The organism is Streptomyces sp. A1277 (assembly GCF_004795015.1).
In the GTDB taxonomy this organism is placed as follows: Bacteria; Actinomycetota; Actinomycetes; order Streptomycetales; family Streptomycetaceae; genus Streptomyces.
In genome coordinates this window covers 1-21,652 of sequence record NZ_SSBI01000072.1, presented here as the reverse complement: position 1 = coordinate 21,652, position 21,652 = coordinate 1, and the positions used below count along the sequence as shown (strand labels likewise).

Annotated in this window: 16 protein-coding genes and 3 pseudogenes; 13 read left to right on the top strand and 6 right to left on the bottom strand. The window is 73.5% G+C overall.

Annotated features, from left to right (window positions below):
* From E6R18_RS32325 to E6R18_RS32295, 7 genes and pseudogenes are all read left to right on the top strand, one after another.
* Positions 1 to 894, top strand: an 894-nt coding sequence (locus tag E6R18_RS32325) for a hypothetical protein (protein WP_136320423.1), incomplete at its 5' end; no start/stop codon positions are given.
* A 531-nt stretch (positions 895 to 1,425) separates the two neighbouring features.
* Positions 1,426 to 1,644: pseudogene (locus E6R18_RS34520) on the top strand (FAD/NAD(P)-binding protein); the annotation flags it as partial.
* Positions 1,645 to 2,340 (top strand): annotated as a pseudogene (locus E6R18_RS32315) (FMNH2-dependent monooxygenase); the annotation flags it as partial. It lies immediately after the preceding pseudogene.
* Positions 2,337 to 3,654 (top strand): annotated as a pseudogene (locus E6R18_RS32310) (NtaA/DmoA family FMN-dependent monooxygenase). The pseudogenes E6R18_RS32315 and E6R18_RS32310, both read left to right, overlap by 4 nt.
* Positions 3,655 to 3,657: 3 nt before the next feature.
* The gene (locus E6R18_RS32305; RefSeq protein ID WP_136320422.1) at positions 3,658 to 4,458 is read left to right on the top strand and encodes a DUF1684 domain-containing protein; all 801 of its coding nucleotides are present in this window, start codon (positions 3,658 to 3,660) and stop codon (positions 4,456 to 4,458) included.
* Positions 4,459 to 4,699: 241 nt separating this feature from the next.
* Positions 4,700 to 5,608, top strand: a complete 909-nt coding sequence (locus E6R18_RS32300) for a S1 family peptidase (RefSeq protein WP_136320421.1) — start codon at positions 4,700 to 4,702, stop codon at positions 5,606 to 5,608.
* A 306-nt stretch (positions 5,609 to 5,914) separates the two neighbouring features.
* Entirely contained in the window at positions 5,915 to 7,000 is a 1,086-nt protein-coding gene (locus tag E6R18_RS32295; RefSeq protein WP_136320420.1) for a S1 family peptidase, read from the top strand.
* Positions 7,001 to 7,132: 132 nt separating this feature from the next.
* Here the strand turns inward: E6R18_RS32295 and E6R18_RS32290 are convergent, their stop codons facing one another.
* Together E6R18_RS32290 and E6R18_RS32285 are read right to left on the bottom strand one after the other, a co-directional pair.
* Entirely contained in the window at positions 7,133 to 7,630 is a 498-nt protein-coding gene (locus E6R18_RS32290; protein ID WP_136320419.1) for a phospholipase, read from the bottom strand.
* 231 nt (positions 7,631 to 7,861) lie between these two features.
* Positions 7,862 to 8,935 (bottom strand): DUF3533 domain-containing protein, encoded by a 1,074-nt coding sequence (locus E6R18_RS32285; RefSeq protein ID WP_136320418.1) that lies wholly within the window; start codon positions 8,933 to 8,935, stop codon positions 7,862 to 7,864.
* A 109-nt stretch (positions 8,936 to 9,044) separates the two neighbouring features.
* Here E6R18_RS32285 and E6R18_RS32280 point away from each other — a divergent pair, with 109 nt between their 5' ends.
* From E6R18_RS32280 to E6R18_RS32270, 3 genes are all read left to right on the top strand, one after another.
* Complete coding sequence (locus E6R18_RS32280) at positions 9,045 to 12,575, top strand: DNA polymerase III subunit alpha (protein WP_206308490.1); 3,531 nt, start codon at positions 9,045 to 9,047, stop codon at positions 12,573 to 12,575.
* A 218-nt stretch (positions 12,576 to 12,793) separates the two neighbouring features.
* Entirely contained in the window at positions 12,794 to 13,765 is a 972-nt protein-coding gene (locus tag E6R18_RS32275; protein WP_136320425.1) for a hypothetical protein, read from the top strand.
* A gap of 258 nt (positions 13,766 to 14,023) precedes the next feature.
* Positions 14,024 to 14,920: an alpha/beta fold hydrolase gene (locus E6R18_RS32270; protein WP_136320416.1), complete on the top strand. Its 897-nt coding sequence runs from the start codon at positions 14,024 to 14,026 to the stop codon at positions 14,918 to 14,920.
* Positions 14,921 to 14,950: 30 nt separating this feature from the next.
* On the opposite strand, the gene E6R18_RS32265 is transcribed toward E6R18_RS32270, so the two are convergent.
* Entirely contained in the window at positions 14,951 to 15,979 is a 1,029-nt protein-coding gene (locus E6R18_RS32265; RefSeq protein WP_136320415.1) for a lytic polysaccharide monooxygenase, read from the bottom strand.
* 208 nt (positions 15,980 to 16,187) lie between these two features.
* On the opposite strand from E6R18_RS32265, the gene E6R18_RS32260 reads away from it, so the two are divergent.
* Positions 16,188 to 17,291 (top strand): methyltransferase domain-containing protein, encoded by a 1,104-nt coding sequence (locus tag E6R18_RS32260; RefSeq protein ID WP_136320414.1) that lies wholly within the window; start codon positions 16,188 to 16,190, stop codon positions 17,289 to 17,291.
* A gap of 81 nt (positions 17,292 to 17,372) precedes the next feature.
* Here the strand turns inward: E6R18_RS32260 and E6R18_RS32255 are convergent, their stop codons facing one another.
* Both E6R18_RS32255 and E6R18_RS32250 read right to left on the bottom strand, forming a co-directional pair.
* On the bottom strand, positions 17,373 to 17,870 hold the full coding sequence (locus E6R18_RS32255) for a DUF402 domain-containing protein (RefSeq protein WP_136320413.1): 498 nt from the start codon (positions 17,868 to 17,870) through the stop codon (positions 17,373 to 17,375).
* On the bottom strand, positions 17,851 to 18,771 hold the full coding sequence (locus E6R18_RS32250; protein WP_136320412.1) for a GNAT family N-acetyltransferase: 921 nt from the start codon (positions 18,769 to 18,771) through the stop codon (positions 17,851 to 17,853). The genes E6R18_RS32255 and E6R18_RS32250 overlap by 20 nt, the downstream gene beginning before the upstream one ends.
* A gap of 69 nt (positions 18,772 to 18,840) precedes the next feature.
* Here E6R18_RS32250 and E6R18_RS32245 point away from each other — a divergent pair, with 69 nt between their 5' ends.
* Complete coding sequence (locus tag E6R18_RS32245) at positions 18,841 to 19,215, top strand: GntR family transcriptional regulator (protein WP_136320411.1); 375 nt, start codon at positions 18,841 to 18,843, stop codon at positions 19,213 to 19,215.
* A gap of 207 nt (positions 19,216 to 19,422) precedes the next feature.
* Here the strand turns inward: E6R18_RS32245 and E6R18_RS32240 are convergent, their stop codons facing one another.
* Positions 19,423 to 20,517, bottom strand: a complete 1,095-nt coding sequence (locus E6R18_RS32240; protein WP_136320410.1) for a DUF5925 domain-containing protein — start codon at positions 20,515 to 20,517, stop codon at positions 19,423 to 19,425.
* Between the two features lie 234 nt (positions 20,518 to 20,751).
* Between E6R18_RS32240 and E6R18_RS32235 the strand changes: the two genes are divergently transcribed.
* On the top strand, positions 20,752 to 21,534 hold the full coding sequence (locus tag E6R18_RS32235; protein WP_136320424.1) for an SGNH/GDSL hydrolase family protein: 783 nt from the start codon (positions 20,752 to 20,754) through the stop codon (positions 21,532 to 21,534).
* Positions 21,535 to 21,652 lie beyond the last annotated feature (118 nt).

The following is a 21,652-nucleotide window of genomic DNA, read 5'->3' as shown; positions in this document are numbered from 1 at the left end:
CGCCCGGTCGCCGCGGCGGCGCGCCGGGTGGCGGCGGGCTGGGACCGGGCCGGCGCGCGCACCGGCGCACAGCTCGGCTTCGACACCGCGGTCCTCGTCGACGCCGTCGACCGGCAGACCGGCATCGAGCTGCTGGCCGGCCCCGGCACCCCGCTGCTGACGGTCACCGAGCCCACCGAGACCGCCACGGCGGCGGCCTTCGCGCACACCGCCGTACTCGCCGGCAAGCCGCAGAACGCCGAGCCGCTCGCCGAGGCCGGACGCCTCTTCGGGCGCCTCGCGCATCTGCTGGACGCCGTCGAGGACCAGGAAGCTGACGCCGCGTCGGGTGCCTGGAACCCGCTCACCGCGACCGGCACCTCGCGCGCCGAGGCCCGCCGGCTGTGCGACGACGCGCTGCGGGGCGTACGGCTGGCGCTCAAGGACGCCGAGTTCACCGATGGCCGGCTCGCGCATGTGCTGCTCGCACACGAACTGCGGCGCTCGGTGGACCGCGCCTTCGCCACGGACGTCTGTTCGCACCAGAGCGGCGGGCTGCTGACCGCGAAGCCCGGCGACCCGTCAGAAACACGGCCCGCGGGGTCGTTCGGGCCGCCGCCGGGCAATCCGTACGCTCCCACCGGGCCGGGCGCGCCCTTCGGCCCGCCGCAGCCGCCGCCCGAGCCCCCGCGCGACCGGCGCGGGCTCGTCATGGGCTGCCTGGTGTGGGCGGGGCTCGCCTGCACCTGCCAGATGTGCTGCGGCACCTTCGAGGACCCCTGGTCGCGTCAACGGCGCGAGGGGCTGTGCAGCCAGTGCGACTGCGGGGACTGCTGTGATGGCTGCGATGCGTGCGGCGACTGCTGCGATTGCTGTAGCTGCTGCGACAGCTGTGACTGCGGATGCGACTGCTGATGCGGCGTCACCCGCTCGCCCCGCTCCGCGGGGCGGCGGAGCAGGGCGGTGCGAGGGGAGGGTGCTGCTGTGCTGGGTGTGCGAGGGCGCGCGGGGAAGGGCTCGGCGCCGGTCGGGGCGCGAGCGGGAAAGCGCGGGAAGCAGGGCGTCGGCTCAACAGGAACAGGACCACACGCGACCGAAGTCGATGTGGGAGCGCTTGACCAGCCACTGCTGCGAATGCATGGCCCCAGTGGAACAGGCATGCGGGGACCCGTCAACTGCCCCGAGACGTACTGCTCACAGGGTGGACAGGCTTGACAGCCCGTCGTGAACAGCGCTTGTCTCGGAGGAGGACCGGGCTGAGGGGCCCGTCCGTCTCGTGTTCCACGCTGCTGTCTTCCGTGCCGAGGGCGCGCCCCGTGTTCGATCGCCGCATCCACGGAGTTCCCGCATGCCCGCGCAGACCGTCACCCTCCCCCCGGCCCCTCCCGCCGCACCCCCGGAAGACAACGATGCCGTCCGGCGCGCACCCGCAGCCCCGGGCCACCGGTGAGCGCCCGGCCCGCGCTGGCCGTCATCGGCGCGGGGCCGCACGGCACCGGCCTGGCCGAACGGCTCGCCGCCAACACCCCCGCCCTGTACGGGGACCGGCCGCTGGACCTCCACCTCATCGACCCCCACCCACCCGGGAGCGGGCGGATCTGGCGCCGCGAGCAGTCCCCGCTGCTGTGGATGTACTCCATGGCCGAGGACGTCACGATGTTCACCGGCTGGCACGTCGGTGTGTCCACGACCGGGTCCGAGGCCCGGCTGTTCGGCCGCCGCCCCGCCGCACCCGCCCCGGACCTGTGGCACGAGGCCGGCGAGTGCGCCGACGTCTGCGCCCGGCTCTGGGACAGCTGGGAGGACGACGCCGAGATCCGTTCCACCGCGGCGCCGCGGCGGACCGGGTCCGAGGCCCGGCTGTTCGGCCGCCGCCCCGCCGCACCCGCCCCGGACCTGTGGCACGAGGCCGGCGAGTGCGCCGACGTCTGCGCCCGGCTCTGGGACAGCTGGGAGGACGACGCCGAGATCCGTTCCACCGCGGCGCCGCGGCCCACGGCGGGACCCCGACGCGCTGCGGGTGCTCGCCGCGCTCACCGTCGACCTCGGCGACGCCGAGACGGCGCCCGAGCCCGGGCCGGCGAGCGGGCCGCCGCCGGCCGGCCGGGGCACGTACTACCGGGGCGGCCCGGTCGACCTCGCCGACCTGATCACCCAGGGGCACCGGGCCGGCGCGGTCGACGGCTTCCACCTCACACCGATCACACCGCCCGCGACCTCGAACGGATCGTCAACGGCACGGTGGCCCTGCTCCAGCACCGCAGCCTGTTCCGGACCTTCTACCCGGGCGGCACCCTGCGCGAGCACCTGGGCCTGGCCCGCCCCGCCAACCGGTACGCACGCGCGGGGGAACGGGTATGACGGCCGCCGCCTCGCAGCGGATCCCGAAACAGATGCACCTCGCCGCGCACTTCCCCGGCGTGAACAACACCACCGTCTGGTCCGACCCGCGCTCCCGCAGCCAGATCGAGTTCTCCTCGTTCGAACACCTCGCGCGCACGGCCGAGCGGGGGCTGTTCGACTTCTTCTTCCTCGCCGAGGGGCTGCGGCTGCGCGAGCACAAGGGGCTCATCCACGACCTGGACGTGGTCGGCAGGCCCGAGTCGCTGACCGTGCTCTCCGCGCTCGCGGCCGTCACCGACCGGCTCGGTCTCACCGCCACCGTCAACACCACCTTCAACGAGCCCTACGAACCGGCCCGCCGGCTCGCCACCCTCGACCACCTCAGCGCCGGCCGGGCCGCCTGGAACGCCGTCACCTCCTCCGACGCCTTCACCGGCGAGAACTTCCGGCGCGGCGGCTGCCTGGACCGGGCCGAGAGGTACACCCGCGCCACCGAGTTCGTCGCCACCGCCCGCGAGCTGTGGGACTCCTGGACCCCCGACGGAGCCCCGCGCCCCGTCGCCCACCACGGCCGGCACTTCACCGTCGAGGGCGAGTTCACCGTCCCGCGCTCCCCGCAGGGCCACCCGGTCGTCATCCAGGCCGGCGACTCCTCCGAGGGCCGGGAGTTCGCCGCGTCCGCAGCCGACATCGTCTTCACCCGGCACGGCACCCTCCACGAGGGCCGGGCCTTCTACGCGGACGTAAAGGGGCGGCTCGCGGCCCACGGGCGGGAGCCCGACGAGCTGAAGGTCATGCCCGGCGTCACCTTCGTACTCGGCGACACCGACCCCGATGCGCAGGAGCGCGCGGCCGCCATCCGCCTCCAGCAGGTATCGCCGCAGAACGCGATCGCCGCCCTGGAGCAGGTCTGGGGCCGCGACCTGTCCTCGTACGACCCGGACGGGCCGCTGCCCGCGAGCGACCCGGGCCCCGGCGCGCCGAGCTGGTCCGGGGGCGGGTCCGGCAGGGCGACCCGCTCGCGGTGGCGGCCCGCTGGCGCGCGCTGTCCGAAGAGAAGGGGCTCTCCATCCGGCAGACGGTCATCGAGGCGACCGGCCGGCAGTCGTCATCGGCAGCCCGGCCACCGCCGCCGCGCTGCTGGCCGAGTACGTGGCGGCCGGGGCGACCGACGGCTTCATCCTCGTCCCGCACCTCACCCCCGACGGCCTGGACGACTTCGTCGACCGGGTCGTCCCGCTCCTCCAGGAACGGGGGGTCCTCCGCCGGGCGTACACCGGTCCCACGCTGCGGTCGCACCTCGGTCTCGCCGAACCGGTATGGAAGGGTTGATCCATGAGCACGCAAGCACAGCAGCAGGCAGCGCGGGACTGGGAACGCTGGCACGAGGAGCGGACCGCCACGGTCTCGGCGCCGTACGGACCGCTCTCCCTCACCGGCACCCACTGGCTCGCGGACCGCCCGGAGGGGCGAATTCCGGCCGTCCCGGGCCGGTGGCGGGAGGAGGACGGCGCCCCGGTGCTCGAAGCCGCCCCCGAGGACGGGCTGACCGTGGACGGGAGGCCCTTCACCGGCCGGGTCCGGCTCGGCGCCGACCGGGGCCCGATCGACGCGTCCCGGGTCGAGCACGAGGGCCGCAGGCTGGTCGTGCTGAGCCGCGAGGGCCTGTGGGCGGTACGGGTCTTCGACCCGGACTCCGCGGCGCGGCGCGCGTTCCGGGCGATCGGGGCGACCCCGTACGACGCCCGCTGGGCGGTGCCGGGCACCTACCGGCCGTACGCCGGCTCCCGCACCGTCCGGGTCGAGAACGCCGACGGTGTCGAGCGCGGGCTCGGGCTCGCCGGGGAGATCGCCTTCGAGCTGGACGGTGCCGGGCACACGCTCCAGGTCGCCGTCGAGCCCGACGGCTCGCTCTGGGCGGTCTTCGCCGACGCGACCAGTGGGAACAGCAGCTACCGCTTCCGGTTCCTGCGGCCCGCCGCGCCGGCCGGTGACGGCTCGGTGATCGTCGACTTCAACCGCGCGCTGCTGCCGCCGTGCGCCTTCGCGGACCACTTCATCTGCCCCTTCCCGCCGCCCGGCAACACCCTCCCGGTCGCCGTCGAGGCCGGTGAGCGCCACCGGATCGACGGCTGAGGCGCCGCCTCCGCCCGGCCCCCGCGGGGTTTGGCCCGCGGGGCCTTCCCGTGCCGGCCGGGCCTGGCTCAGGCCAAAAGGCGCCCTTGCGCGGCAAGTTGACGCCTTGAATACTCCCGAGCAGCGCTTGTCAGGGGCACGGCATATCCGGAATGCGGACGGATGGCCGTGCGCCTGACTGCGCCTCACGGGCCCGACCACCCCACAGGCGGGCCCCCGATTCCCCTCGGGAGGAATGACAGTGAGGATCAAGCGCACCACCCCCCTCAGCGGTATCGCGAGACGCAGCAGGGCCATCGCCATCGCGGCGGGCCTCGTGGCCGTCGCCGCCCTGGCCGTCCCCACCGCCCAGGCCAGTTCCAACGGAACGTACAGCGCCAACCAGCTCGCCGCCGCCAGTGACGCCGTACTCGGCGCCGACGTCGCCGGCACCGCCTGGAACGTCGACCCGGCGACCGGCAAGCTCGTGGTCACCGTCGACAGCACGGTCTCCGCGGCGGAGATCCAGCAGATCAAGGACTCCGCGGGCGGCAACGCGGGAGCCCTGCGCATCGAGCACACCCCCGGCAAGTTCAGCAAGCTGCTCTCGGGCGGTGACGCCATCTACGCACCCGGCTGGCGCTGCTCCCTCGGGTTCAACGTCCGCAGCGGCAGCACGTACTACTTCCTGACCGCCGGCCACTGCACCGACGGCAAGCCCCCCTGGTACACCAACTCCTCGAACACCACCTACATCGGTCCGACGGTCGTCTCCAGCTTCCCGGGCAACGACTACGGGCTGGTGCGCTACGACAACGCCGCGGTCTCCCACGAGGGCACCGTCGGCAGCGTCGACATCACCGGCGCGGCCAACGCCACGGTCGGGATGCGGGTGACCCGCCGGGGCTCCACGACCGGCATCCACAGCGGCACCGTCTCCGCGCTCAACGCCACGGTCAACTACGGCGGCGGCGACGTCGTCTACGGCATGATCAAGACCAACGTGTGCGCCGAGCCCGGCGACTCGGGCGGTCCGCTCTACTCCGGTTCCAAGGCGATCGGTCTGACCTCGGGCGGCAGCGGCAACTGCAGCTCGGGCGGCACGACGTTCTTCCAGCCGGTCACCAACGCGCTGAGCGCGCTCAGCTCGTACGGCATCAGCCTGTACTGACGGCCTGACCGGACCCGCCGGCCCGTCGCGTACGGGCGGGCCGGCGGGTGCGGGCGGCGGACCGACACCGGCCGGCCCCCGGGTGGAATCACGCCCGGGGGCCGGCTTCGCCGTGTCCGGGCCGGCCGGTGAGCGGGGGGCCCGGTACCGGTAAGTGAACACCCCGCGACCGAAACGGTGTTGTCGTGTGTGCGTCCAGGACTCGGCCTTGTGTGCCCATCCGGGCGCTGACCATAGTGGGCGCTTCATCCTCCGCGTACGGACGACCCCACATCATCCGTGCGCGGCCCCCACAGGAGGTCGAAGTTGAAGCATCGACGCATATCGAGGAAGCGGGCAGTGCTGGCCGGTTCGGCGGTCGTCGGCCTGGTCGCGGCGGGCGTGACGTTCCAGAGCGCGAACGCCAGTGACCAGGTCCCGCAGTTCACCGCGCGGACGCTGAGCGCGGACGCGGCCGGGAAGCTCGCCACGGGCCTGGGCAAGGACATGGGCTCCGACGCGGCCGGCGCGTACTACGACGCCGGCAGCAAGCACCTCGTGATGAACGTGGTCGACGAGGCCGCCGCCGAACGGGTGCGGCAGGCGGGCGGCACGGCCAGAGTCGTCAAGAACACGCTCGCCGACCTGAAGTCCGCCCGGCAGACCCTGGCCGGCAAGGCGACGATCCCCGGCACCTCGTGGGCTGTGGACCCGGTCGGCAACAAGGTCGTCGTCACCGCCGACCGCACGGTGAAGGGCGCCGACCTGAAGAGGCTCGGAGCGGTGGTCGACTCGCTGGGCGGCAAGGCCGAACTCAAGAAGTCGGCAGGGGAGTTCAAGCCGTTCATCGCCGGCGGCGACGCGATCTGGGGCAACGGCGGGCGCTGCTCGCTCGGCTTCAACGTGGTCAAGGGCGGCGAGCCGTACTTCCTGACCGCCGGGCACTGCACCGAGGCGATCTCCAGTTGGTCGGACTCCCAGAGCGGCGCCGAGATCGGCACGAACGCCGGCTCGGAGTTCCCGGGCAACGACTTCGGCCTGGTGAAGTACACCTCGTCCACCGCGCACCCGAGCGAGGTGGACCTCTACAACGGCTCCACCCAGCCCATCACCAAGGCGGGCGAGGCCACCGTCGGGATGACGGTGACCCGCAGCGGCTCCACCACCCAGGTCCACGACGGCGAGGTGACGGGCCTGGACGCCACCGTCAACTACGGCAACGGCGACATCGTCAACGGGCTCATCCGGACGACGGTCTGCGCCGAGCCCGGCGACAGCGGCGGTTCGCTCTTCGCCGGTGACACGGCGATCGGCCTGACCTCGGGCGGCAGCGGCGACTGCTCGTCGGGCGGCGAGACGTTCTTCCAGCCGGTGCCGGAGGCGCTGGCGGCGTTCGGCGCACAGATCGGCTGACCGTTCCGTACGGTGACGCATGGCCCCCGGCTTCGGCCGGGGGCCATGCACGTGCGGGAGGGGACGGGGAGCGCATGAGGCGGGGGCCGGGCCTCCGGTGTGCGGGCCCGGCCTCCGGGGAAGAAGCGCTGATCAGCCGGTCAGGGCCGCTCTGCCGGCGCCCGCCGTGGCCGGTGCGACGCCGAAGATGTCCACCGCGTGGTAGTACGTCCAGGCCGTGGCGTTGCACGAGGTCAGCTTGGCGCCGGAGTAGGCGGCGCACACGCGCTTGAGGTCCGAGTAGAGGGCGTTGTCGAGGCGGGCCTTGTTGGCGGAGAACGTGCCGGCGGCCTTGTAGTTGCGGTAGCCGAAATCGTGGCGGGCGCAGGCCGTCTGGAAGGGGAAGCCGAACGGGTTGTCGGGCGAGGAGCTGCAGTAGTCGGTCGACCAGTCGAAGCCGTACGCGGACCACGCGCCCCGGTTGTTGCGGGCGGCGTTCCAGGTGTTGTAGCTGGCGGCGCTCGTCTGCGTCCACGAGCTGAGGACCTGGGGCTTATCCGCGGGGGCCGCCGAGGCGGAGGCGGTGGGCAGCAGAGCGAGCGGGAGCGACAGGCAGACGGTGGCGAACAGGGTGGCGACGCGGCGACGCATGAGCAACCTCCGTGGGGTGGGGGGAAGTTGGGGCGGCCGCTGACCGGCCGGCCTGCCTTCGCCTCGTGGGTGGCACGAGGTCGCTCCAGCATGACGTCATGTACCTGTCATGCCTAGGGGTGTGATCCCTCCTGCTCTGCGGGGCTCGCCGTAGGGGTCGACGGCCGTGCCGCTGCTCCGGCCGGCGTGACGTGGTCGTGATCGGTTCCGCGAGGGCCGTGCCCGCTGCTGCTACGCCAGGCTCGACCCGGCGCCGCCCGCCCCCGGCCCCGTCGCCGCAGTCCCCGCCCCCGTGGCCCGGGTGTCCGCCGCGTCCGGCTTCTTCCGCAGGGCCAGGAGCATGGTGCCGATCGTGCCCACCACCGCCCACGCGGACAGCACCAGCAGGGGGCCGGTCACGGCGTTGCCGCGGAAGTAGGCGATCGAGCGCGCCGTCCAGGTGGAGGCGCCCGGGGGCAGGGCGGGGCCGATCGCGCGCCAGAAGTCCGGGAGCATGGGGAGCGGGAAGGCGCCGCCCGCGCTCGGGTTGCCCGCGATGACCACGAGCAGGACGGCCAGGCCGATGCCGACGATGCCGGTGAGGGCTTCCAGGGCGAGGGTGATCATGCCGACCGCGAAGACGGTCAGCGCGCCCAGGCCGGACATCCCCCAGAAGCTTCCGGGCAGGGCGCCGAGGATCGGGCCGATGATGATCGCGCCGCCGATGCCGCCCGCGATCGAGTACAGGGCCATGACCCCGGTCCGGATCAGGGCGCGCTGGCGGTTGGCGGGGCGGCTGCCCGCGCTGATCGCGAGGATCGAGGCGCAGAGGTAGCCGCCGACGCACCAGCCGACGGCCAGGTAGAACGAGGACAGTCCGTCGAAGTCCTGGCGCGAGGCCGGGGCCACGTCCACGGCGTGCGCGGTCCGCTTCTGGCTGAGCTCGGCCTCCTTGATGAGCTTCGTCAGGGAGTTGGCCAGGACGGTGCCCCCGCCGGAGGCGACCAGCACGGTGTCCTTGGTACTCCCGGGATCGACGATCAGGGCGCCGTCGATCTCGCGGTCGAGGATCTGCCGGCGGGCGGTGGCGGCGTCGGCGACCGTGCGGGGGTCGAGCGGGCCGCCGGGGAGGCCGTTCAGCTGGGTGACGAGGCGGGTGGACACCTGCCGGGGCGCGACGACGCCGAAGGGGACGTCCTTCGGCTTCGGGCTGTGGAGCGCTCCGATGTAGGACGCGATGAACAGCAGCTGGAGCGCCAGCACCCCGATGACCAGCAGTGCGGCCCGGGGCGTGACGGCTCTCTTCACCTCGTCAGCGAAAGTCATGCCCCCACGCTCCGGGGTGCCCGGCGCCCGCGCAGTCGGGGCGGGGCCGAACGGTGGAAGAGGGAGTGCCCGCGCACCGAGTATCGTACGAGTGTTCGAAACTTGGTTTATGGTGGAGAGCGAGGGGGTGGATAGCGCGTACGGATCGGCTCAGGAGGTGCAGGTGCCAGGGTTCACGCATCTGCATACCGTCTCCGGGTTCTCCCTGCGGTACGGGGCCTCGCACCCGGAGCGGCTGGCGGAGCGCGCCGCCGAGCGGGGGATGGACGCCCTCGCGCTGACCGACCGCGACACCCTGGCGGGCGCCGTCCGGTTCGCCCGGGCCTGCGAGCGGGAAGGGGTGCGCCCGTTGTTCGGGGTGGACCTCGCGGTGTTTCCCGTGGCGGGGGACGGGCGTGCGCACCGGCCCCGGACCCCGGCCCGCGGGGGCGCCTTTGTCGATGAATCGGCACCCCGGGTCACCTTCCTCGCCCGCGACGGCGCACAGGGCTGGGCCGAGCTGTGCCGCCTGGTCACCGCCGCCCACACCGCCGTCCCCGAGGGCGGCCGCCCCCTGGTCGAACGGCTCGCGCTGCCCGCCGAAGGGCTCACCGTGCTGCTCGGCCCCGCCTCCGACGTGGGCAGGGCACTGTCGGCGGGCCGCCCCGACCTGGCCGCCGCGCTCCTCGCCCCCTGGCGGGAGCTGTACGGCGACGACCTGCGGCTCGAAGCCGTCCACCACGGGCGGACCGGCACCGGGCCCGGCTCGCTGCGGCTCGCCGCCCGTACCGTCGGCCTCGCCGCCGAGCAGGGGATACGGGCCGTGCTGACCAACGCCGTCCGGTACGCCGACGCGGGGCAGGGCCCGGTCGCCGACGTGCTCGACGCCGCCCGCAGGCTCGTCCCCGTCGACCCGCGCCGCGCCCCGCTCGACAGCGGTGAGCGCTGGCTCAAGGACGCCCACGCGATGGCGCAGGACGCCGAGCGGATCGCCACCGCCGCCGGACTCGGCCCGGACGCCGGTGCACGGCTGCTCGCGGAGACCCGGCACACCGCCGAGGCATGCGTGGTCGATCCCGAGGGCGACATCGGCCTCGGCTCCGTCCACTTCCCCGAACCCCGCCTCGTCGGCGCGGACCGGCGCACCGCCCAGCGGGTGCTGGCCTCCCGCGCCGCCACCGGCATGGTCCTGCGCGGCTACGACCGCAGGCGGGAGTACTGGGACCGGATGCACCACGAGCTGGACATCATCGCCCACCACGGCTTCGCCTCGTACTTCCTGACGGTCGCCCAGGTGGTGGACGACGTACGTGAGATGAAGGTGCGGGTGGCCGCCCGGGGCTCCGGGGCCGGTTCGCTGGTCAACCACCTGCTGGGCATCGCCCACGCCGACCCGGTCGAGCACGGGCTGCTGATGGAGCGCTTCCTGTCCAAGCGCCGCCTCGTGCTGCCCGACATCGACATCGACGTCGAGTCGGCCCGCCGCCTCGACGTCTACCGCGCGATCATCGACCGCTTCAGCGCCGAGCGGGTCGCCACCGTCGCCATGCCCGAGACCTACCGGGTGCGCCACGCCATCCGCGACGTCGGCGCCGCGCTCTCCATGAACCCGGCCGAGACCGACCGGCTCGCCAAGGCATTCCCGCACATCCGGGCCCGCGACGCCCGCGCGGCCATGGAGGAACTGCCCGAACTGCGCGAGGTGGCCAGGACGAAGGAGAAGTACGGGCGGCTGTGGGAGCTGGTGGAGGCGCTGGACGCCCTGCCGCGCGGCGTCGCCATGCACCCGTGCGGGGTCCTCCTCTCGGACGCCTCGCTGCTGCGCCGCACCCCCGTCGTGCCCACCAGCGGCGAGGGCTTCCCGATGGCCCAGTTCGACAAGGACGACGTGGAGCACCTCGGGCTGCTCAAGCTCGACGTGCTGGGCGTACGGATGCAGTCGGCGATGGCGCACGCGGTCACGGAGGTGAAGCGGGCCTCGGGCCAGGAGATCGACCTGGACGGTGTGGAGCCGGGCGACCCGGAGACGTACCGGCTGATCAGGACGGCCGAGACGCTGGGCTGCTTCCAGATCGAGTCGCCCGGCCAGCGCGACCTGGTCGGCAGGCTCCAGCCGGAGAGCTTCCACGACCTGGTGGTCGACATCTCGCTGTTCCGGCCGGGCCCGGTCTCCGCCGACATGGTCCGCCCGTTCATCGAGGCCCGGCACGGCCGGGCGCCGGTCCGCTACCCGCACCCCGACCTGGAGGGGCCACTGCGTGAGACGTACGGCGTGGTGGTCTTCCACGAGCAGATCATCGAAATGGTCGACATCATGACCGGCTGCGGCCGCGACGAGGCCGACCGGGTCAGGCGCGGGCTCTCCGACCCCGAGTCGCAGGGCCGGATCAGGCTCTGGTTCGCCCAGCACGCGGCGGCGCGGAAGTACGACGCGGAGGTGATCGCCCGCGCCTGGGAGATCATCGAGGCGTTCGGCAGCTACGGCTTCTGCAAGGCACACGCGGTGGCCTTCGCCGTGCCCACGTACCAGTCGGCCTGGCTGAAGACGCACCACCCGGCCGCCTTCTACGCCGGCCTGCTCACCCACGACCCGGGGATGTACCCCAAGCGGCTGCTGCTCGCCGACGCCCGGCGGCGCGGGGTGCCGGTGCTGCCGCTGGACGTCAACCGGTCGGCGGCCTCCCATCGAATCGAACTGGTGTCTGGTGAGGGGGAGTCGGGAGAGCGCTGGGGGCTGCGGCTGGCGCTCTCGGACGTCCATGGGATCAGTGCGGCCGAGGTCGCCCGGATCGAGGCCGGGCAGCCCTACAGCTCGCTGCTGGACTTCTGGCAGCGGGCCCGTCCGGGAAAGCCTGCCGCCGAACGGCTGGCCCAGGTCGGTGCGCTGGACGCGTTCGGGGCCAACCGCCGCGACCTGCTGCTGCACCTGTCCGAACTGCACCGCGCCCAGCGGGGCGCGGGTTCCGGGGGTGCCGGCGCGCAGCTCCCGCTCGGCGGCGGCCACCGCACCGCGCCCGTCGGCCTGCCCGACCTCAACGAGGCGGAACGGCTCAGCGCCGAGCTGGGCGTGCTGAGCATGGACGTCTCGCGCCACCTGATGAGCGATCACCACGCCTTCCTCAAGGAGCTCGGCGCGGTCTCGGCCAAGCGGCTGCGCGAGGCGCGGCACGGGGAGACCGTGCTGGTCGCGGGTGCCAAGGCGGCGACCCAGACCCCGCCCATCCGCTCCGGCCGCCGGGTCGTCTTCACGACTCTGGACGACGGTACGGGCCTGGTCGACCTGGCCTTCTTCGACGACAGCCACGCCGCCTGCGCGCACACCGTCTTCCACTCCTGGCTGCTGCTGGTGCGCGGGGTGGTGCAACGGCGCGGGGCGCGGAGCCTGAGCGTGGTCGGCGCGGCCGCCTGGAACCTGGCGGAGCTGGCCGAACTGCGGCGCACCGGCGGACTCGACGCGGTCGCGGCCCGGCTGGCGCAGGTGCCCGAGCCCGAAGCCGGGGAGGGCCCGGCGCCGGACGAGGCCCCGGCCGGTGACGCCGGCCGCCGCATCCGGATGCCCACCGGCTACGAGATGAACCCGTGGGCCGACCTCCGGCCGCCCGGCGAAGGGCTGCCCAGCGGAAGGAAGCTGTGGCACCAGAGCCCGGGGAGCGCGGGATGAACGAGCTGCGTGGGGGTGGTGAGGTGTCTGGGGCGTCTGAGATGCCTGGGACTGGCGAGGCGTCTGAGGCTGGTGCGGTGCCTGGGGTTGGTGCGGTGCCTGAGGTGTGTGGGAGCAGAAAGGTGCCTGAGCTGCCTGAGCTGTCTGAGCTGCACGGGGCTGGCGAGGTGCCGGAATCCGGGCCGCGCGGGCCCGACGAGCAGCCCGGCATCCTCTGTCTGCGGTTCCGGCGGGTCGGCGGTGGGCCTCCGGACGCCGCCGGTTACGCGGGGCTGCTCGCCCTGCTCGGGGCGTTCACCCCGGTCGTCGAGGCGGCACCGCCCGACGGGGCGCTCGCCGATGTGCGGGGCGCGCTGCGCTACTTCGGGCGGGACGCGAAGGGCCTCGCCTCCGTGATCCGGGTCCGCGCCCTGGCCCTGCACGGGGTGGACTGCGCGATCGGGGCCGCCCGGAACCCGATGCTGGCCCGGATGGCGCTGCGGCAGGCCGCGCCGGGGACGACCTTCGTGGTGCCCGCGGGCGGGACCGCCGCCTTCCTAGCGGACCGGCCGGCCGCCGCGCTGGACGGCGTCGGGGCGGCGACGGCCCGCACCCTGTGCGGATACGGGCTCGACTCCGTCGGCCGGATCGCGGCCGCCCCGCTCGGCACCCTGCAACGGATCACCGGGGCGCGGACCGGGCGCGACCTGTGGGAACGCGCGCGCGGCATCGACCGCACCGCGGTCGTACCGAACGCCGCCGCCCGCTCGGTCGCCGCCGAACGGACCTTCCCGCGCGACGAGCTGGACCGGGAACGCCAGCGCCGCGCGCTCATGTCGCTCACCGAGGAGCTGGGGGCGAGGATGCGCGGCGAGGGGCAGGTGTGCCGCTCGCTCGCGGTCTCCGTGCGCTACGCCGACCGGACCGGTTACGCGACGCTGACCCGCAGCCGTACCCTGCGCGAGCCCACCGCACACTCCGCGGAGCTCACCGCGCTGGCGTACCGCATACACGACTCGTTCGCCCTGCAGCGGGCCCGGGTGCGGGGGATCGGGCTGCGCGCCGAGGGGCTCGGCGAGGCCGGGCGGGCCGCCCACCAGCTGACCTTCGACCCGGTGGACGAGCGGGCGCGGCGGATCGAGGCGGTCGCGGACCGGCTGCGGGAGAGGTTCGGGCCCCGGGCCGTCATGCCGGGACGGCTCGCGGCCTGAGCGGTGTGCGGGGCCCTGAGCGGCCTGAGCGGTGTGCGGGGGCCGGGGGTCGGGGGCGGCTCGCGGCAGGGCCGCCCGTGCGCCGCGCGTCCGGAACCCCGGCCGATCCCGCGCACTTTTTACCGACGCGTAACTTCCCAGGAAACCCTACTCGTGCGTAATTTGGCATGAGCACGCAGAACGCCAGCAGTGACTTGTGGTCCGGGCCGCAGGGTGCACAGACATCGCAACTCCCTTGAGCCGCAAGGAGATCCCACGATGCTGCCCTGGACCCGTGCGCCGCGCTCCCCACGCGCGCGCCGGATGCTCGCCGCCCTGCTTCTCGCCGTCGCCGCGGTCGCCACCCCCACGGCCACCGCTGCCGCAGCCACCCCCACCGCCGCGACGGCCGCCGCCTCGCGCGGCTGGAACGACTACTCCTGCAAGCCTTCCGCAGCCCATCCCCGCCCCGTCGTCCTGGTCCACGGAACCTTCGGGAACTCGGTCGACAACTGGCTCGTCCTCGCCCCCTACCTGGTGAACCGGGGCTACTGCGTCTACTCCCTCGACTACGGCCGACTCCCCGGCGTGCCGGTCTTCAACGGCCTCGGCCCGATCGACAAGTCGGCCGGCCAGCTCTCCGCCTTCGTCGACAAGGTGCTCGCCTCCACCGGCGCGCCCAAGGCGGACATCGTCGGCCACTCCCAGGGCGGCATGATGCCGAACTACTACCTGAAGTTCCTCGGCGGAGCGGCCAAGGTGAACGCCATGATCGGGCTCGCGCCCGACAACCACGGCACCACCCTGCTCGGCCTGACCAAGCTCCTGCCCTACTTCCCCGGCGTCGGCGACCTGCTCAACGCCGGTACGCCCGGACTCGCCGACCAGGTGGCCGGATCGCCCTTCATCACCAAGCTCAACTCCGTGCCCGACACCGTGCCCGGAGTGCACTACACCGTCATCGCGACCCGGTACGACGAGGTCGTGACCCCGTACCGGACGCAGTTCCTGGACGGGCCGGACGTGCGCAACGTCCTGCTCCAGGACCTGTGCCCGGTCGACCTGTCCGAGCACGTGGCGATCGGGACCATCGACCGGGTCGCCTACCACGAGGTGGCGAACGCCCTGGACCCGGCGCACGCCACCCCGACCACCTGCGCCTCGGTCATCGGCTAGGAAGACCGAGAGGCAGGCCCGTCCCGCCGCTCAGCGTCCGTGCCGGGCGGTGGTGACGGCCCGTCGGCGGACCGTGAGGAACAGGGCCGCCGCACCCACGGCGATTGCGCCCGCGCCGCCGATCGTCAGATACGCGGTGCCGGCGCCGCTCCCCGTCTCGGCGAGGTTCGCGCCCGCCGGGGCGGGGGCGGTGGAGGCGCTGTACGGCTCGGGCGCGCCCGCCGCCGGAGCGGTCGGATCACCGGCCGCCTCGGTGACCTTCGCGCCCGTACGCGCGTCGTCGTCGCCGTGACCCCCGTGCTCGACGGAGGACTTGGCCGCCCCCTTCTCGATCTCCTGCTCGGACGGCGCGGAGGCGGACGGCTGCGGCACCGCGCCGACCGACCCGCTGCCGCCCGTACCGCCCTCGGCGGAGCCGTCGAAGACCACGTCGGAGCAGGCGTAGAACGCCTCCGGCGAGTCCGAGCGCTGCCAGACGGTGTAGATCAGCTGCCGCCCCGACCGCTCGGGCACCGTGCCGTCGAAGACGTACGAGCCGTCCACCAGCTGCGGATCGGTGGCCCCGGCGAACGGCTTGGCCTCCAGGTCCGACCACTTCAGCGGCTTCGCCGGGTCGTACGAGGCGGTGGTGAGGTAGAGCGCGAAGGAGCCCTTGTGCGGGGCGGTCGCCCGGAAGCGGAAGGTGTGCCGGCCCGCCGCCAGCTTCGTCGCCGGCCAGTCGGCGCGCGGCAGGTCGAGCCCCTTGAACTTGTCGTTGCCCGCGCTGCACAGCTTGCCGTCCGGGATCAACTGCCGGTGCCTCCCGGCCGCGTCGGCGATGTTCACCCCGTTCCAGTCGTACAGCGCCTGGGTGCCGCCCGCCGCGACGGCGGCCACGCACGCGGCGGACCTCGGATGCTCGGGCCCCTCCGCGAAACAGGCCGAGACCCGGCTGACCGGGTCCGTCAGCGAGCCGTGCGCCGAGGCCGGAGCCGCCGCCAGAGCGGTCAGCGCGAGCGGCAGGGCGCCGAGCGGGGCGAGGGCGGCGAACCTGCGGCGGGCAGGGGTGATGACGGCCATGGCGGCGGTGCTCCTTCGGTGGTCCACAAGGTGACGGGGACGGCCCCGGGGAACAGCAAGCTAGCCGCCGCCCGGGTCCGGACCGGGCCGGAATAGGTGCTGGTGGCGAACGTTATGCCCGGCTTAGGGAGCGCCTCACGGACCCTTAAGTCCGGCCGTCCCGGCGCAGGCCCGGGCCGTTGTCAGTGGCGGCTGGCACGATCGGACCATGACGACGATCGACTGGGATTCCGCCGCCGCCTCGTTCGACGAGGAGGCCGACCACGGACTGCTCGACCCGGTGGTCCGCCGCGCCTGGGCGCGGCGGCTGGAGAGCTGGCTGCCCGCAGAGCCCTGTGACGTGCTCGACCTGGGCTGCGGTACGGGGAGCCTGGCCCTGCTCGCGGCCGGCCAGGGCCACCGGCTCACCGCCGTCGAAAGCTCCCCGCGCATGGTGGAGCGCGCCCGGACCAAGCTGGCCGGTACGGGGGCCGGGGTGCTGGTGGGGGACGCGGCCCGGCCTCCCGTCGGCGACCGGAGATTCGACGTGATCCTCGCCCGGCACGTGGTGTGGCTGCTGCCCGACCCGGCGGCCGTCCTGCGCCACTGGGCGGGGCTGCTGCGCCCGGGCGGCAGGCTGGTGCTGGTGGAAGGCGTGTGGAACGGGGACGGTCTCTCCGCCGGGCACCTCACCACGCTGCTCGCCCCGCTCACCGAGCGCGTCCACCACGAACGGCTGTCCGACGACCGCGACCTGTGGGGCAAGGAGGTGGACGACGAGCGGTACGCCCTGGTGGCCCGCGCGCACCGGCCGCACCGGCACACCGAGGTCGTGGACGTGCACCTGATCCTCCGTCGCGGCTCCGACGTGCTGCTCGCCCGCCGGGCCGGCACGGGATACGCGGACGGCCTGCTGCACGCCCCGTCCGGGCACGTGGAGGACGGGGAGGACGTGCGGCGGGCGCTGATCCGGGAGACGGCCGAGGAGATCGGTCTCGACCTCGACCCGCAGGAGCTGCGCATGGCGCTGGTCATGCAGCACCGGGGCCCGGGCGGCGACCCCCGGACCGGGTGGTTCTTCGAAGTGGCGTACGACCGGACCAGGCCCCCGTACAACCGCGAGCCGGACAAGTGCTCCGAGCTGGCCTGGTATCCGCTGGACGACCTCCCGGACGACATGGTCGCCTACTGCCGCGCGGGGCTCGACGGCTACCGGGCGGGCGAGCGCTTCCTGATCCACTGGCACGAGGACGGCGACACGATCGCGTACGAACCGGAGGGCACGCGCCGGGCGGTGGCGCTGCCGGTGAGCGAGGGGCCGGGGGAGGGGTGACCGGCCACCGGCCCCCGGCGGCCCGGGCCGGGCGACCCCGGGCCCGAGCCCGGTCCGGGCGGGCCCGGGGTCGCCACCCGTTCAGGCCAGCAGAGGGGCGAGCCCGTGCTCCGAGCGGGCCAGCCGCTCCAGTTCGTCCAGGGCCCGCAGGGCGGCGCGCGCCGCCTCCGGGTCGCGTCCGGCCAGCCCGCTCGCCTCGAACTCGTCCTCGTCCAGCCGCAGGACCTGCGTGCGGTCGGCCGACACCCACAGGTCGAGGTCCAGGTCCTCGACGACCAGCTCGCCGTCCCGGACCACGGCCGGGCGGGTCACATCGCAGTACCAGCCCTTGAGTTCGCCCGAGCCCGTGCGGACCTCCTTCACCGCGTACCAGGCGTCGCGCCAGTAGTGCTCGGTGAAGACGTCGCCCGGCTCGAAGCGTACGAAGCCGAAGTCGCGCGTGCCCGGCGCGGCCCAGGGCGCCCGCACGGTCACCCGGGCACCGTCGTCGGCGACCAGGGCGGCCGGATACCTGATCTTGGTCTTTCCGGCCTTGACGAGGACGATGGTCAGGACGGTGTCAGCCGAGCTTGCGGACATGGCGTACCTCCGTGGCACAGATCTCGTAACCGAACCAGCGGTTGACCGCCAGCATCGGACCGTTCCCGGCGTCGTTGCCGGTGTAGGCGTCGGTGTACCCGGCGGCGCGCGCCCGGTGCAGCGAGTCGTTCTTCGCGAGTTTCGCGAGGCCGCGGTTGCGGTGGGCGCGCCGGGTGCCGGTCATCCCCGACCAGTAGCGGCTCGCGCCGTCGGTCCGCGCGGCGCTGAAGGCCGCCACCTCGCCGTCGGCCACGACGACCGAGGTGAGCCGGTGGTCGAGGCCCGGATCACGCCAGGTCGCGGCGAGCCATTCCTCGTAGTCCGCCAACTGGGCCGGGATGTCGCCCGGTTCGTCCGCGGTGGTCTCGGCGTCCAGCTCGAAGAGCGGGCGCGGGTCGTCGGCGAAGTCGGCGGCGGTACGCAGCTCGACACCGGGCGGCAGCTCCTGACGGGGCGGCAGCGAGCCGTTCGCCAGGTCGAGGTGGAGGAAGTGCGCCGACCGGCTCGGCGCGTAGCCGCGCTTCGCGGCGAACGCCCGGTTGCCGGGCGTGTCCAGGACCCAGGTGTGGACCGAGGTCGCACCGGCCAGGGCCAGATACTCCTCGGCGGTCCGCAGCAGCAGCCCACCCGCGCCCCGGCCGGTGCGCTCCGGATGGGTGTACGGATTGCAGAACGCCTGCCCCGGCTCGGGGCTCTCGTGGGCGAGACCCGCCTGTGCCGTCCCGATGACCTCGCCGTCCTCCTCCGCGACCAGCAGCCGGTAGCGCCGCCCGGGAGGGGAGCCGGCCGGCTCGAAGACGACCTGCTCGGGCGTGGTGATCATGTACGGGAGAGCCGCGCGCCGCACCCGCACCCATGCCTCGGCGTCGTCGGGCCGGAAGTCGCGCACGATGACAGTCACGCCCCGGACCGTATCCGCCTTCCCGGCCCGCCCGCCTCTCCTTTTCCGCCGGTAGGAGACAATCGGCCGGTGACTCTGAAGATCGCTGTGGACCCGGACTCCGGCACCGCCCCGTACGAGCAACTGCGCACGCAGATTTCCGAACAGGCCCGCTCCGGCGCGCTCCCGGTCGGCTACCGGCTCCCCACGGTGCGCGGCCTCGCCGAAGAACTGGGCCTCGCCGCCAACACGGTCGCCAAGGCATACCGCGCGCTGGAGGCGGACGGCGTCATCGAGACCCGCGGCCGCAACGGCACGTTCATCGCCGCCGCGGGAGACACCGCCGACCGCAACGCCGCCACCGCGGCCCGCGACTACGCCGAACACGCCCGGCGCCTGGGCCTCTCCCGCGCCCGCGCCCTGGAACTGGCCCAGGACGCGGTGCGGGCGGTGTACACGAGGTGAGATGAGGTGAGGGCGGGCGGTCGGCACCGGCGTGTCACCGAACCGCTCGCCCTCCAGCGCGACCGCACGCTTGATGTACCACTGTGGCCCTCAGGTCCCTGGAGACCGGTGGTTTCCCCCGCCCCTCGCGGCGTTCGCCGGAGGGCAGCACCTCGAAGTAGCGGTCGGTCAGGTGATCGGCCCTCCCGGCGGCCTACGTTCGCGCCCTCAGAGATACAGCCCCGCGTCCGCCCCCGACTCCTGCTTCGGGACCGAGGCGGGGCTCGTGCCGCGGCGCAGGGCGTAGAGCTCGGCCAGGGTCGCGCCGTCGCGCGGGAGGTCCTCGTCGGTGCCGAGCCAGGTCAGGGACTCCTGGCGGGTGAGGGGGCCCACCTCGATGCGGGCGAGGCAGCGGCCGGGGCGGACGACGGCGGGGTGGAGGCGTTCCAGGTCCTCGTTGGTGGTCACGCCGACCAGGACGTTGCGGCCCTGGCCGAGCAGGCCGTCCGTGAGGTTCAGCAGGCGGGACAGTGCCTGGCCGGCCGTGTGGCGGGCCTCGCCGCGGATGAGTTCGTCGCAGTCCTCCAGGAGCAGCAGCCGCCAGCGGCCCTTCGCGTTGCCGTCGTCCTCGCCGATCGCGATGTCCATCAGATAGCCGACGTCGTTGAACAGGCGCTCGGGGTCCAGGACGCAGTCCACCTGGCACCAGTCCCGCCAGGACCGGGCGAGCGTGCGCAGGGCGGAGGTCTTGCCGGTGCCGGGCGGGCCGTGCAGCAGGAGCAGGCGGCCGGCGATGTCGTCCGGGGTGACCTTCATCAGCCGGTCCATCGCCCCGGCCACCGGGGCGGTGTAGTTGGGGCGGACCTCGTCCCAGCTGCCGGCCGCGATCCGGCGGGTCGTGCGGTACGGGCCGCGGCGCGGCGAGACGTACCAGAAGCCCATCGTCACGTTGTCCGGCTGCGGTTCCGGTTCGTCCACGACGCCGTCCGTGGCCTCCTTGAGGACGGTCTCGGCCAGTTCGGCGCTGGTCGCGGTGACCGTGACGTCGGCGCCCCGGTTCCAGCGGGAGACGAGCAGCGTCCAGCCCTCGCCCTCGGCGAGCATCGCGCTGCGGTCGTCGTCGCGGGCGGTGCGCAGCACCTTCGCGGCCGGGGGAAGCATGGTGGAGCCCGTCTTGACCCGTTCGAGGGAGGTGCTGTGCGAGTGCGGCTGCTCGCCCGTCGCGAAGCGGCCGAGGAACAGTGCGTCCACGACGTCGGACGGGGAGTCGCTGTCGTCGACGTTGAGCCGGATCGGCAGCGCGGTCTCGGGGGTGTCGGGCATGGCGCCCATGATCCGGCACGGGGGCACGTGCCGCACCCGGGTTTCGTGACCTTCGTGCGGGCCGATGCGTTGTGCCGGTCGGAGACTGACACGGCGTCATGAGCCCTTCGGGAAAAGCTCATCCGTTCGACTTGGCATGAACACTTCCGAAAATGGCGTCCGCACTGCTACCACTGAGTAGGCAGAGATCCTGCCGGCCGGTCCAAGGGAGATTCCGTGAAATTGTCCAGACTCGTGGCATTCTCGTCCTCGCTCCTGTTCGGCGCCGTCATCGCCCTCACCGGGGCGGCCACCGCGAGCGCCGCACCGTCCGTCGACTACGTCGCCCTCGGGGACTCGTACTCCTCGGGCGTCGGCTCCGGCAGTTACATCAGCTCCAGTGGGAGCTGCAAGCGCAGCACGCTGGCCTACCCCTCCCTGTGGGCCGCCGCCCACTCGCCCTCCTCCTTCGCCTTCACCGCCTGCTCGGGGGCGGTCACCAGCGATGTGATCGCCAATCAGCTCGGGCCGCTCAACTCCTCGACCGACCTCGTCTCGATCTCCATCGGCGGCAACGACGCGGGCTTCGCCGACGTCATGACGACCTGTGTCCTCCAGTCGGAGGCCACCTGCCTCAACCGGATCGCCACCGCCCGCAGCTACGTGGACACCACCCTGCCGGGCCGGCTCAACTCGGTGTACGACGCGATCAGCGCCAAGGCCCCCGCCGCCCACGTCGTCGTCCTCGGCTACCCGCGCTTCTACAAGATCGGCGGCAGCTGCATCGTCGGTCTGAGCGACAAGGTGCGCACCGCCATCAACGGCGCCGCCGACTACCTCAACGCGGCCACCGCCAAGCGCGCCGCCGACCACGGCTTCAGCTTCGGTGACGTGGCCGCCAAGTTCAGCGGGCACGAGATCTGCTCGGGAAGCGCCTGGCTGCACAGCCTGAACCTGCTCAACATCGGCGAGTCGTACCACCCCCTCGCCGCCGGGCAGTCCGGCGGCTACCTGCCCGTGCTCAACGCGCTCGACTGACAGTGAGGATGTGAGTGGTGGTTCTGCTGATGCGTCTGACTCGCCGACTGACTGACGTCTTCGACTGTCCTGTTTCGGATTTGTCGGCGCATCGGCGGAGCCACCACGCACGCGGCCG

What these genes read in the sequence shown, in the direction of transcription:
- E6R18_RS32280 (WP_206308490.1), top strand. Translation starts at nt 9,045, where the DNA reads ATGGTGGAGAGCGAGGGGGTGGATAGCGCGTACGGATCGGCTCAGGAG.
- E6R18_RS32305 (WP_136320422.1), top strand. Translation starts at nt 3,658, where the DNA reads ATGAGCACGCAAGCACAGCAGCAGGCAGCGCGGGACTGGGAACGCTGG.
- E6R18_RS32260 (WP_136320414.1), top strand. Translation starts at nt 16,188, where the DNA reads ATGACGACGATCGACTGGGATTCCGCCGCCGCCTCGTTCGACGAGGAG.
- E6R18_RS32265 (WP_136320415.1), bottom strand. Translation starts at nt 15,979, where the DNA reads ATGGCCGTCATCACCCCTGCCCGCCGCAGGTTCGCCGCCCTCGCCCCG.
- E6R18_RS32270 (WP_136320416.1), top strand. Translation starts at nt 14,024, where the DNA reads ATGCTGCCCTGGACCCGTGCGCCGCGCTCCCCACGCGCGCGCCGGATG.
- E6R18_RS32285 (WP_136320418.1), bottom strand. Translation starts at nt 8,935, where the DNA reads ATGACTTTCGCTGACGAGGTGAAGAGAGCCGTCACGCCCCGGGCCGCA.
- E6R18_RS32240 (WP_136320410.1), bottom strand. Translation starts at nt 20,517, where the DNA reads ATGCCCGACACCCCCGAGACCGCGCTGCCGATCCGGCTCAACGTCGAC.
- E6R18_RS32290 (WP_136320419.1), bottom strand. Translation starts at nt 7,630, where the DNA reads ATGCGTCGCCGCGTCGCCACCCTGTTCGCCACCGTCTGCCTGTCGCTC.
- E6R18_RS32255 (WP_136320413.1), bottom strand. Translation starts at nt 17,870, where the DNA reads ATGTCCGCAAGCTCGGCTGACACCGTCCTGACCATCGTCCTCGTCAAG.